The organism is Acinetobacter sp. MB5 (assembly GCF_003261585.1).
In the GTDB taxonomy this organism is placed as follows: Bacteria; Pseudomonadota; Gammaproteobacteria; order Pseudomonadales; family Moraxellaceae; genus Acinetobacter.
In genome coordinates this window covers 138,612-151,294 of the sequence record NZ_POVU01000007.1, presented here as the reverse complement: position 1 = coordinate 151,294, position 12,683 = coordinate 138,612, and the positions used below count along the sequence as shown (strand labels likewise).

Below are 12,683 nucleotides of genomic sequence, written 5' to 3'. Positions count from 1 at the left end.
GCTTACCACAGTGCCAATTGAGCGCTGACCCCTGAGGTATCAACACCGCCCAATTCCGCATAATGATAAAGTTGTCCCAATAATTGTCGCAATGGTGGCCCAGACTTCGCGTGCGTATCGGTAATCACAATAAATTCCAGTACACGTGCGCGCTCTGACTGACGTTGCTTACTCACGCGATAGCGCGGTACATCTTGTGTTAATAGGGTCACTCGGCCACGTTCCAAGTTGGCTTTTAACAAATCTTTGGCAGCAATATTTCCATCTGTCGAGTAGCTGGTCAAAATATAGCGTGCATTAATCGTTGCCAGTAAAGTCTCATAGGCTTCTTTGGCGTGTTTAGATGAGTTATATAAGCTCGGACGTTCTTTACGCCATGCACGGTCAATCCCACTTTTAAAACCTTTGGTGTCTGGTGATGGCAAATCAGCCTGATCCCAAAGCGTCAGTGAATTTAACACATGATAATTACTGCTATAGGCATGCTGATTGTACGGTGGATCCAAATAAGCGACATCGACTTCAAAGCTACTCATCTGATTGGCTAAATGCTGTGCATCGACACACCACATTTCTGCCATCGGATTTTTAGCATCCCCAATTTCACAAAAACGGCTCGGGGTTAACCAAAGTAATGACTCAATTCGTTCCAGTGCGGTTTGGGTTTTCCCTCCCCAACCATGATGGAAACTTTTGAACACACCACTGGTATTACTGACAAAACTGGCTGAATATAACAGAGGTGCAAGTAGCGCACTCATTTCAGTATCATCAATTGCCCCTTGTGCCTGCCATGTCGCAATTTGCTGACGGATCGCATCAATACGCATACCATTACGGCGTTTAAAGAACAATCGGTCACGCGCAGGATCATATTCTTCGTCATTACGCGGACAAAGGTTATGTGTCACCCAACCCTTCGCTAAAGGCAAGCGGTTCAAGTAGTCAATCGCTTTCTGATAACCACCCAGCTCTTTAAATTTGGGCGCATCTACACAAGACAACACCGCATGGTTTAATGCGTGACTATAAGGCTCCCAGTCATTGGCAATCACCCGATAGCCATTTTGACGGGCTAAACGTGATACCACGCCACTGCCTGCAAAGAAATCCGCAAAAATGGGCGCACGCTTGCCTTTTCGATTGAGTGTTCCTGTTTCTTCCAGCGCTTCTAAAATCAAATGCAATAAGCGACGCTTGTTTCCCAAATACGGAACCAACTGATGAAATAAATACTCATCAGTCGTACGAGCAGCATGGCGGCGTTTATGATAAAGCGTTGTTTCTGAACTCATAATCACTCTTGCAATGGAATTAAGTTAAGGCGAAGATCATCCCCAACTTGGGCAACTTCCTGAATACGAAAACGGTATTGCTGGTTTAAGCTTTGCAAATCAGCTTGAAACATAGCACGTGCTGAATAACCCAGTAATGTGGGTGCGACATAATGAATATATTCATCAACTAAGTTCTGCTGAATAAAAGCAGAAGCCAAGGTTGCACCCGCCTCCACCAATACATCATAAATTTGGTAGTCACGGACTAATAGCTTTAACAAATCATCTAAAGGCTGAATCTCAAGCTGTACGATACCTAAATCTGCCAGCTCTTGTCGAAAAGGCCCCATGACCATTAAAGTCTCTGGTTGTTGCAAAATCTTTGCAGTCAACGGTAATCGACCTTGTCGATCCAGCACAATACGTTTTGGTTGTACCACTGTCGTTAAATCCACACCAGCTAACTCACGTACATTTAACTGACAATCATCCGCAAGGACTGTCTGAATTCCTGTAATGACGGCACCTGAAATAGCTCGCCAGTGCTGTACATCCTGACGTGCTGCCGAACCTGTAATCCACTTCGACTCACCCGATGCCATGGCTGTGCGACCATCTAAACTGGACGCAACTTTCAGACGAACATAAGGCATTTGGGTCGCCATCGCTTTTAAAAATCCACGATTTAAAGCAGCCGCTTCCGCTTCACAAAGCCCAGACTCAACCTCAATACCCGCAGCTTTTAAGATTTCCACGCCTTTACCTGCCACCAATGGATTTGGATCTAAGCAGGCAATAATGACTTTTTTCACTTGAGCTTTGACCAGTGCTTCTGCACAGGGTGGCGTACGACCATAATGTGCACAAGGTTCAAGTGTCACATAAGCCGTTGCACCTCGTGCTTGTTCAGCAGCCTGACGTAAAGCAAAAACTTCTGCATGGGGCTGACCTGCACGTGGGTGAAATCCCTGACCGATCACCTGATCATCTTTGACCAACACACAGCCCACATTTGGGTTAGGTTTCGTGCTGTACACGCCTTGTTTCGCAAGTTGAATGGCTTGCTGCATATAAATAGCATCAGAAGAATTCGACATCATGCGTTAGTGTTCTCGTTGTTGCATTAACTCAATATGTTGACGAAAAGCTTCAACATCTTGGAAATCTTGGTAGACCGATGCAAAACGCACATAAGCCACATGATCCAAACAAAAAAGAGCCTGCATCACAATTTCACCAATCGTACGTGAACTGACATCTCGCTCACCTAAACGGCGAATTTTAATTTGAATATCGCTAAGCACCGTTTCAATTTGTTCTTGTGTAACAGGGCGTTTTTGTAAAGCATGCATGAGTGAACGACGCAGTTTAGCCTCATCGAACGGTTCATTTTTACCATTTGATTTAATCACGCGTGGCATAACGACTTCATAACTTTCAAAAGTTGTAAAGCGCTCACCACAACTCGGGCATTCACGGCGACGGCGAATCTGGCTTCCTTCCGCAGCTAAACGCGAGTCAATGACTTTACTATCAGCAACATTACAAAACGGACAATGCATTACACAATGAATCAAGAAAAATGGTCGCTCTAGTGTATCAAAAATCTTCCAGATACTAAATGTTGTGTTTGAAATAAAAAAAGCCCCTATCAGGGGCTTTTTTTTAATCGATGATCTATCGATTATTCGATACGTTCACCATGCTGGCTAAGGTCAAGACCCATACGTTCATCATCGTTGCTGACACGAAGTCCGATCACAACATCAATCACTTTCAAGATCACGAAAGTCAAGATACCGCTGTAGGCAATTGTTGCAAGTACACCTTCAACTTGTACCCAAACTTGGTGTGCAAGATCTGTTGGCGCTTTGTCACCCATAATGAATGGGCTTGCAAATACACCTGTTAAAATCGCACCAACGATACCACCAACTGCGTGTAAACCAAAAGCATCCAAAGAATCATCAACTTTCAGTAGGCGTTTAAGGCCAGTTGTCCCCCAGAAGCAGACTACACCACCAATCAAGCCCATGATTAATGCACCGCTTACAGTGACATAACCAGCTGCAGGTGTAATCACAACCAGACCAGCCACCGCACCTGATGCAGCACCTAGTACAGAGCCTTTTCCACGAATCATTTTCTCAACAAACAACCAAGAAATCGCTGCTGCTGCTGCTGCAACTTGAGTAGTGACCAGTGCATAACTTGCTGCGCCGTTTGCACCCAAAGCTGAACCACCGTTGAAACCGAACCAGCCCACCCACAACATGCTTGCACCAATCACTGTTAATACAAGATTGTGTGGTGCCATGGATTCTTTACCAAGACCAATACGTTTACCCAAGAGAAATGCTGCAACAAGACCTGCAACACCTGAGTTGATATGTACAACTGTACCGCCCGCAAAATCTAGAGCGCCGTCTGTACCTAACCAACCACCACCCCAAACCCAGTGTGTAATTGGTGCATAAACAGCAATCACCCAAATCGTAATAAATGCGACAAAGGCACCAAATTTCATACGCTCAGCGACAGAACCGCTGATGATCGCAACGGTAATGATCGCGAAAGTCATTTGGAAAATCACAAAGAGAATTTCAGGAATCGTTCCTTGTAAAGTATCCGTGGTAATACCCGAAAGCATGGTTTTACCAAAGCCCCCAATGAAAGCATTCCCCGAATCAAAAGCAAGTGTATAACCGATCACTACCCAAACGATACTAACAATCACTGCTGCAATAAAGCTGTGTGCCATTGTGCCAAGAACATTCTTTTTACGAACCATACCGCCATAAAATAAAGCGAGGCCTGGAATTGTCATCAGAAGAACAAGTGCGGTAGAAATCAGAATCCAAGCTGTATCACCTGTATCTAATTTTGGTGTAGCAGCCGGTGCAGGAGCAGGAGTCACTGCTGGTGCTGAAGCGGGTGTTGCTGTCGCAGCAGATGCTGCCGTGGTTGCTGCTTCCGATGCAACAACTGCTGATTGTGCTGGTGCAGAAGATGTTGCGTCATCCGCCCAAGCAGCAGAACCACCGAGTAGTGCGCCTGACAAACTAAGCGCCATAATTATTTTTTTCATGCGTATCCCCCAACCTTAATCTTTTGCGAGCTAAACTCTGCTGAGCAAACTTCGTGCCAAGTTACACAGCATCTGGACCAGTTTCGCCAGTACGAATACGGATCACTTGCTCAAGGTTGGTTACAAAGATTTTACCGTCACCAATTTTACCTGTGCTTGCAACACGTGTAATAGATTCAATCACTGAATCAACCATTTCATCACTAATGGCAATTTCAATTTTTACTTTTGGTAGAAAATCAACGACATATTCAGCACCACGGTACAATTCCGTATGGCCTTTTTGACGTCCAAAACCCTTAACTTCAGTTACGGTAATCCCTTGGACACCGATTTCTGAGAGTGCTTCACGCACATCATCTAGTTTGAATGGTTTTACAATTGCAGTTACGAGCTTCATGTTTGTTTTCCTTCGGCTTGTTGTTCAGCTGTAAGGTTTTATGTTCAATTTTCATGCCAAATTTCCTGCGGTTAGGGGAATACAGAAAGATCCGACACGAACTATCTTTATACCCTATTTTAACGCCTTACGTGCATAGATCAGAAAAAAAAGAAGTTTTTTTTCAATTTATGATGACCAAAACACATCATGCTAGAATGCGGCATCTTTCAAGTATTTTACGACCACTTATAAGGATCACATCATGATCGAAACCTTACTACAGGCTATATTAGAGCAAATTGATCAACCAAAAAAAGACCTGGAGCACAATTTGAGAGCATTACTCAATGAAGCAGTAACACGCATGGATTTAGTCTCACAAGATGAAATTCAACGCCAAAAGAATGCACTACTTCTTGCAAATCAACGACTAGCTTTATTGGATGAAAAAATCAAACAGCTTGAAAGCACATTAGAATCACAAAAATAAGCACCATAAGTGTGCAAATAAAGACAATATTGATTAAATAATAAGCACCAAAACGGAACCAAAAATTACATGTCTTTTGCAAAAGTTTATACGCGAGGAGTCTTGGGACTACAGGCTCCTCTGATTGAAGTTGAAGTTCATGTCAGTCAAGGCTTGCCCTCTTTAACCATTGTCGGTTTACCCGAGGCTGCTGTACGAGAAAGTAAGGATCGTGTTCGATCTGCCATTATTAATAGTGGCTTTCAGTTTCCAACTAAACGTCTCACCATTAATTTAGCCCCTGCAGACTTACCTAAAGATAGTTCGCGTCTGGACTTACCGATTGCAGTTGGAATCTTGATTGCATCTGGACAAATCCCTGATCAGGCAATTGCTGATTATGAACTGGTTGGAGAACTCGCGCTCGATGGTCAGTTACGGGCGGTTTCTAGCATTTTAAGTATCGCTTTAGCCTGCAAAAAAGCTCGGCATAAACTTTTATTACCAAGTGACAATGCAGATGAAGCTGTACAGCTGCAACACTTAGATGTATATCCTGCGCATTCACTCCAGCAAGTCTGCCAACATTTACTGAGCCAACAGCCTATTGAGCTACATGTACTCCAAACACAGGAAATAAAAGGTTCGACCTTATTAGATCTTGCAGACATTAAAGGTCAGCTTCGTCCTCGACGAGCTTTAGAAATTGCCGCAGCAGGAAATCATTCCATTTTATTTCGCGGGCCGCCAGGTACAGGTAAAACACTGTTGGCCTCTCGCCTACCCGGTATTTTACCCAAACTTGATCAAGATGAAAGTTTGACTGTTGCCAGCATTTATTCTATTGCAAATCAGCCTTATCAATTTGGTCAGCGCCCATTTCGCGCTCCGCATCATACAGCCTCGGCAATTGCTTTGGTGGGAGGTGGTTGTTAATTCTAAAAATTAATTCTACTGTACAAAATATTTTTCTACCATTTTCTAACATTCATTGATAAGTTTAAGAGTCAGTTACAGATTTAGAGTCAAAAAGATGGAATATATAGAATTATCATTGACAGAAATAGAAGCGCTTCTTCTTAAAAAGAAAATACCTTTTAATACACCAGGTTTTTATGATCATGAAAATTTTATAAATGAAGAAAAAAAAGATCCTAAGTTTTTAGAAATATATGCTGCATATATTAATAAAAGAAACTATTCAGACCAATATCTAGTACAAGCTGAACACACAATAAAAGAAATTTGCAAATTATTTTACAACAGTATTAGAAATAATAAAAAATTAGGAGCATGTGTAGATGTAAGTACAGTTATATCTAGAGTTCTAGATAAACTTGGTGTTTGGAATTGTGTCATAAAAGGAAGTTTAACAATCAACTTTCCTAATAGAGCCAATCTTCCTCAAACACACTTTTGGGCTATAGATACAGGTGATTTTACAGCCCCTCATGCTTGGGTTTATGCACCACCATTTAATGTAATAGATTTAACACTCAAGTACCAACATTATCAAAAAAATGAGGCTGACTACTTGCCGAATTATTTTATTGGCAAAAGCGACGAAAGGTATCACCCTCAAATAAATGATATTTATAATCCAATCATAGTAAAGACAAATGATAAAGAATTAATAGAAAACCATTTCAATCAAATAACCAAATTTCAAAAATATATTTACAGTACTGGATATACCAATGATGGCACTAAATTGAATTTTATTCCTATAGCAACAGGCACCTCAGATGTATCATTAGAAAAAATACAAAATATTAAATTTGACAATTTATATCCGTATGACTTCTTTAAAAATAACATCCTGCATAAGATAAAACCAATAGAAACTAGATAAATTATTTAAGATAATTTATCTATTGTTTTATACACCCTATAAGGATTATCTGAAACTTTAATTTTAGGTAAATTTGAACATTTACCTAAAGCAGAAATCTTTATAGCGGTTAGTAAATCTTTCGAAGCCACCCCTAAGTATATATTATCAAGATAGTCACTTACATCTTTGCTATATTCAATATATGTTGAATTTAATTTCTTATCATAGGTAACACTTGGTGATGATAGTGTACCTATTGTCATCAATCTACACTCCTCTTCTTCTTTAAAAGAAAAATGTTTAAATAGAAATTTTAAAGATGTTAATATATGATCTAATATCTTTAAGAATATTTTATTTTTTGAATTATCATATATATTAGCCAAACTTTTCATTAATAAAACACCATGGCTTAAAAGCTTATTCCTTAAAGTAATACTCTTACTATATCTCCAATAAAGTCTTTCAATGTCATCTATTGACTTTGTATCCGCATATTCTTGAAAAAATGACCACTTACTTCTTTTTGCTACCTCTAGATAGCCTGTCTTTGGTTCTATATAAATACACCTATATAAGTTAAAAGAGTCATTTTCTTGAAAGAATTTATTATTTATAGTTAGACTTACACCTGAACATTCAATAAGCTCCTTCCGACCATACAATCGAAATTGATTTAAAGAATTATGATTAAACGTAAAACAAGAAAAAAAGTTAAGTTGTTCTTTACCTAAATCATCTGAGCTTTCAGGGCTAATATTCATAAATTTAAATAACATATTCCCTTCTGAAGGGTCATTCATAAATTCTGGAGATACTAGTCTTAATTTTGTATTTTTTTCTATCAGCATCATTGCAACATCAATATTAGTATAATGTGCAACTTTCCTCTCATAACTATAATTCAAAGAAATATTTAAATAATTTAATATATATATTTTTATTAACAAAAATATTAGCAAAGCTTCATATTGAAAATCCTCCTGATCCTCACCACCATTATCTCTAACCTCATAAATAAAATCGATATCATCTTTTAAAACATTAGTATATTTTTGAAATAAACTCTTTTTATTCAAAATATTACATACTATTATTTTTATTTGACTAGATACAATATTACTATCTTCATCATGATAACTATTGTTATATTCCACCGTATCAAGTGCATAATCCAAAGCTTCCATACAACAAAAATATAAAGGATACTTTTTTATATCAACTTTATTTTCAAAAGGAATATTCTCGATTCTTTTCTCACAATCCATTCTATCCAACAATTTATTTATTATATTTAGTTGTATAATATCTTCTTCATTAACAGAGTTAGAAGCTATTGACATTATTTTATTAATTTTAAAAGATAGCTCTGAAATTTTCTTGTCATTTTCAATAATCTTCGCTAGCAACGCATTTGATGGATAATGAGTTTTAATCCTCCCCAAATATAGACTGTAATTCACAGTTAGCACTTTAAAAAAAACTATTATTAAATCTGATAAAGAGTTCATTTCTATCCTAAATACTTAATATTAACAAGTGCAAGCCAAAGCAAACACTTGATTAAATAAAGAATACTACAATAAGTACAAAAATCACACTATGTCACTTAAAGTTTAAAATATCCTAAATAGATATCTTTTCGAATAGTGCCTTCCATCTCTCTAGATCACTCTGATCAATCTTGTTTTTATCTGTTTTTAATAAATTATTTTTTACCAATCTAGAAAAATCAACTTTCCATCCTTTTTCCAAAGGAATCTCATTATCTTGAGCAAATTTTTCCAATTGCTTCAAAATAGGCTTACCTTCTTCATATACATCTTCGAACTCGACATCGGGATTATTTGAACGCAACTGATATCTTGCCATTTTAATTATTACATTTGCAGGTATTAAATCCTCTATTTCAGCTTGCTCCATATCTACAATTTTTGAAACTTCTAACACATATTCTGGATTATCCTTATATAGATCTTTTCTTAAGGCTTGTACCATTTGTTCTCCTTGACTATCTGAGTCAAGAAGAATTTTAGGTAATTCTTCATTTTTACCAGTCAATAGGCTAACAATTGGTTTTACTCCTCTAGTACCACCAGCAGGAACAAAAATAATATCTTTCTTAGGCGTTAATTCACCAAATGCAATTAACAAGGTTTTTATTGCTGAGAGATATATTTGATCGGAAGGTCCTTCTACCAAAACAGGTGTGCAGTTGTTAAATAGCATCTCAGAGACACTAAGACCTAATGCAGCATGTACGGGATAAATTGATTTTGTCTGTGATGGATTAGATTCATTTGCTCTTAAATTAGAAGATACATTTGTAGTTCCATCATCTTGTATAAATACGGCTTTCACCCGATCTAAATGATTAGAATCTACCAAAAAAGGGGAATGCGTTGTATAAAGTATCAGATTAGTTTTAGATAAATTTCTAAAAAATAATGACAAATCCTTTTGAGCTAATGGATGCAAAGATAAACCTGGCTCATCTAACAATAAGATTGAATCTTTGTGAGAGTCTTTACTTTCTACTAAAAATGTCAGATAAAAGCTTAAGAACCACTGTAAACCTGTACTACGTCCCTCTAGTTCAATATCCTCAGGTCTTTTATCATCAGATACCCATATTCTAAAGTGATTACCATCAGCTTCAAATCTAAATCTATATTCACCTTGCTTCCACCAATCTCTAAACTTTGCTGTTAACTCAGTAGATGCCGATTGCAGAAGAATACTACGTTCTTTTTTTTCTTTGGATTTTAATTCAATTTCTTCATCTGACAATTCATCATCTGAATCTGAACGTCCTAAATCTAGAATATCTTGAGGTTCGAGTTTCACATAATCAAAGAGAACTTTTAATGTTTTTACTTTGGCAGACTCTTTTGCCCCCAAATCTGTTCGACTCATATTTTCAATAACGTGAGGTAAATAAATTTCAGAATCCAAATTTCCATAATTTGAGTAATATACAAAAGTTGGAAGATTTTTAACAATATAATGCCTAGACTCGGCTAGTTCATCGGCACTAGGTCTATCAATTTCAGTTGAATGATCTTTAAAAAAACTCTCTGTTTCATTTAAAGTTTTAGTGAACTCACTTGTTTTAGGTTCTTTCTCATCACGTAAATTTGATAAAAGTGAACTGGCGTTATCAATACGTGCTTTATCTATTATTGAGCTTTCAAATAAACCTCTAAGTTGATTAAAAACATCAGAAAAATTATCACGTTTCTCTTCATTTTCACTTTTTAACAATTGAAGCTCTTGTATATATTTAATTTTCTCATCTATAAATTTTTGAAAAATATCTGCTTTTAATGTTGGTGATTTTTCATCAGGAAAACTAATCAAATAAATCCCATCATACCTTCTTGAAACAGAAACTTTTTTTACCTCATTTTGTGGTCTTTTTCTTAAATTAGAAACATGCTTAGACTCTTCGTCATTCAATAAAAATTCAGTACGGATAAATACTGTTTCCTTATTACTAGCCCTCAACTGACTATATAGTTTACGTGGTGCATCAGTTAAGAGATTAATGTCCCCATCTTTACTAGCAGGGTTAAGCTTCCACAAAGCACATAATAAGTTAGTTTTCCCTGATTCATTAGTACCAATTAAAGCAGTAACGTCTTCTACGTCGATCCATTCACTTTTATCAATTGATCTAAAATTTTCAACTTGAAATCCAGTCAATAACACGTTCAAACCCTCATAATATAATAAAAAACTTATAGCTTATATGTACAAGTCTATAATCAGTAAACTTAAACCTAATTGTCCACCAACTTGATTTCAAACTTTTCAAGAATTGTTTTTTTCATTTTTGCACTCCAAGTAAGACCACCTTTCGAATGTTTAAAAGACTTGAGACAATCATCTTTTTCTTCTAATCGACCTTCAGTATCTGCTAATGCTTTTAATAAATCTTTAAGATGATCATCTCTTAATCTATATGGTACCTTGATCAAATAACCAATATAACTCTCTTTAGATTTTTCTCGTCTCATTATTTCCAATAAATAGTAATTCATATATTTATCAAAATTTTCGAACTTAGAATATTTAAAAAATAATTGAAGAAGCATTATTTCTCGAAATTCTTTTTTTCTTAAAACCCAATTCTTTTTTTCAATGCATTCATAATCAGCATAACTTATTTTAAAATCATCAATGATGTTTGAGACGCAACCATGATTATTTGTTATTTTCAAAAAATAAGATTCATCTTCATTTTTTAACTCGTTTATTGCATTAAAAACATCAATCGGAACCCTTGTTGGATCTTTTAAAGCATTAGACTGTTTAGTTTCATTTACCCATGTTTTTTTGCCCTGATGAATATATTTTTCCCCAGATGAAATATTAATTATCTCCTCTTTTTTTTCATCTTCAATAATTATATCTTCTTTATAAAAAGTAAATTCATCATCATCTTCAAATACTGTAGTAGGGTATTCCATATTTACAGTTCTTATGACTGTACCATCTATTGCAGAAGTTTGAACTTCCGAAAGAATATAATTTTTTCTACCACCCTCATTTGGTCGACTATTAGTCAAATTAATTTTCTTATCTTTAACAACAGTTCTTACCGTGTCTATTTCAACCTCAGTACCACCATTAACTTTTTGATCCTTATTAAGTTTTTTAAACTTTCTTTTTTCAACAATATTTACTTGAATATTAGTTGGAAGTTGGAATGACTCTATACGAAGTACTAATAATCTAGTTTTTTCCTCATTTAACCAAATTCCCCTGCCAGTAATATTTGTCTTACCTGTAAAATAGCTTTCAAGCCTTACATTCAGATGATCATTTTCTTTAGAAGCTATACTATTTTTAAATTGATCAAACACTTTATTTGTATGGTCTGACAATATTAAATGTGCAAGAAATATTGCACTACTATCCCCCAAATTTTCTTTTAGTCTCAAAGTTATTTGATTGTCAGAACCTATTTTAAAATCACTACTATCTGTATCCACATACTTTGAAATAATTTGCTCTTTCGTATGTGTCAGAATCATACGCCTTAGCTCTTTTCTCATTGGAGCATACAAAGCGGTAAAAATTTCTAGACATGGGATAACATATTCAATGCCATTATCAGTAAAAACATTGCAAAAACTATTTTTAACATTTACCTGATTTTGATAATTAGCATTTTCTTTAGTTCTAGGCTGACCGTTATAATTTAGAGGCAAAGAAAAATAAGAAAATGGAATAAGATAGTTTCCATCATTATCCTGCGACCCAAATTTCACCATCTTGCTTTCATTGGGGATTACTTTTATTTCAAAATCTACTTCTGTTTCCTCACTACCTTTTTCCTTTGAATATTTATTAAATTCAAAAAAATCTTGATGCTGTCTACTGTCACCAATTTTTTTGTTATATAGGATTTTTTCTTTGCCACGCCAAACAGTCCCTCTTCTTACTACATCCAGCTCAGCAATCGGAATTTGAATTAGTTGTGGCTCATGTGTTTTAGAATGCCAAGGAGCTGGTACTAGAAAAACATTTACTAGAGGATTGGATACATAATCACTCGTAATCGGAATAGATCCCGTAGCGTAGACTATGCGTACGATTCTATCATCTGGAAATTCTTCTACTAACAC

Annotated in this window: 10 protein-coding genes and 1 pseudogene; 3 read left to right on the top strand and 8 right to left on the bottom strand. The window is 36.3% G+C overall.

All coding sequences use genetic code 11. The features are described from left to right. Positions 1–2: 2 nt before the first annotated feature. From C1A47_RS10710 to glnK, 5 genes are all read right to left on the bottom strand, one after another. Positions 3–1,295 (bottom strand): DNA adenine methylase, encoded by a 1,293-nt coding sequence (locus C1A47_RS10710; RefSeq protein ID WP_111895028.1) that lies wholly within the window; start codon positions 1,293–1,295, stop codon positions 3–5. A gap of 2 nt (positions 1,296–1,297) precedes the next feature. Next, the gene (gene ribD / locus C1A47_RS10705) at positions 1,298–2,377 is read right to left on the bottom strand and encodes a bifunctional diaminohydroxyphosphoribosylaminopyrimidine deaminase/5-amino-6-(5-phosphoribosylamino)uracil reductase RibD (protein WP_111895027.1); all 1,080 of its coding nucleotides are present in this window, start codon (positions 2,375–2,377) and stop codon (positions 1,298–1,300) included. 3 nt (positions 2,378–2,380) lie between these two features. After that, the gene (gene nrdR, locus C1A47_RS10700) at positions 2,381–2,839 is read right to left on the bottom strand and encodes a transcriptional regulator NrdR (RefSeq protein WP_111895026.1); all 459 of its coding nucleotides are present in this window, start codon (positions 2,837–2,839) and stop codon (positions 2,381–2,383) included. 122 nt (positions 2,840–2,961) lie between these two features. Further along, a complete protein-coding gene (locus tag C1A47_RS10695; RefSeq protein WP_111895025.1) occupies positions 2,962–4,365 on the bottom strand; it encodes an ammonium transporter in 1,404 nt (467 codons plus the stop codon). A gap of 61 nt (positions 4,366–4,426) precedes the next feature. Further along, complete coding sequence (gene glnK / locus C1A47_RS10690) at positions 4,427–4,765, bottom strand: P-II family nitrogen regulator (protein WP_004749947.1); 339 nt, start codon at positions 4,763–4,765, stop codon at positions 4,427–4,429. A gap of 244 nt (positions 4,766–5,009) precedes the next feature. Between glnK and C1A47_RS10685 the strand changes: the two genes are divergently transcribed. The 3 genes and pseudogenes from C1A47_RS10685 (at position 5,010) to C1A47_RS10675 (ending at position 7,068) form a co-directional block, all read left to right on the top strand. Then, positions 5,010–5,237: an accessory factor UbiK family protein gene (locus C1A47_RS10685; protein ID WP_111895024.1), complete on the top strand. Its 228-nt coding sequence runs from the start codon at positions 5,010–5,012 to the stop codon at positions 5,235–5,237. 69 nt (positions 5,238–5,306) lie between these two features. Next, positions 5,307–6,146: pseudogene (locus C1A47_RS10680) on the top strand (YifB family Mg chelatase-like AAA ATPase); the annotation flags it as partial. A gap of 103 nt (positions 6,147–6,249) precedes the next feature. After that, positions 6,250–7,068, top strand: a complete 819-nt coding sequence (locus C1A47_RS10675; RefSeq protein ID WP_111895022.1) for a hypothetical protein — start codon at positions 6,250–6,252, stop codon at positions 7,066–7,068. Positions 7,069–7,073: 5 nt separating this feature from the next. On the opposite strand, the gene C1A47_RS10670 is transcribed toward C1A47_RS10675, so the two are convergent. From C1A47_RS10670 to C1A47_RS10660, 3 genes are all read right to left on the bottom strand, one after another. Beyond that, positions 7,074–8,561 carry a hypothetical protein gene (locus tag C1A47_RS10670; protein WP_111895021.1) on the bottom strand — a complete coding sequence of 496 codons (1,488 nt, stop codon included), beginning with the start codon at positions 8,559–8,561 and terminating at the stop codon, positions 7,074–7,076. A 115-nt stretch (positions 8,562–8,676) separates the two neighbouring features. Next, entirely contained in the window at positions 8,677–10,761 is a 2,085-nt protein-coding gene (locus C1A47_RS10665; protein ID WP_111895020.1) for an AAA family ATPase, read from the bottom strand. Between the two features lie 71 nt (positions 10,762–10,832). Continuing rightward, a complete protein-coding gene (locus C1A47_RS10660) occupies positions 10,833–12,683 on the bottom strand; it encodes a hypothetical protein (RefSeq protein WP_227539771.1) in 1,851 nt (616 codons plus the stop codon).

Coding starts and splice junctions, on each gene's coding strand:
- C1A47_RS10710 (WP_111895028.1), bottom strand. CDS start 1,295: ATGAGTTCAGAAACAACGCTTTATCATAAACGCCGCCATGCTGCTCGT.
- ribD (WP_111895027.1), bottom strand. CDS start 2,377: ATGATGTCGAATTCTTCTGATGCTATTTATATGCAGCAAGCCATTCAA.
- nrdR (WP_111895026.1), bottom strand. CDS start 2,839: ATGCATTGTCCGTTTTGTAATGTTGCTGATAGTAAAGTCATTGACTCG.
- C1A47_RS10695 (WP_111895025.1), bottom strand. CDS start 4,365: ATGAAAAAAATAATTATGGCGCTTAGTTTGTCAGGCGCACTACTCGGT.
- glnK (WP_004749947.1), bottom strand. CDS start 4,765: ATGAAGCTCGTAACTGCAATTGTAAAACCATTCAAACTAGATGATGTG.
- C1A47_RS10685 (WP_111895024.1), top strand. CDS start 5,010: ATGATCGAAACCTTACTACAGGCTATATTAGAGCAAATTGATCAACCA.
- C1A47_RS10675 (WP_111895022.1), top strand. CDS start 6,250: ATGGAATATATAGAATTATCATTGACAGAAATAGAAGCGCTTCTTCTT.
- C1A47_RS10670 (WP_111895021.1), bottom strand. CDS start 8,561: ATGAACTCTTTATCAGATTTAATAATAGTTTTTTTTAAAGTGCTAACT.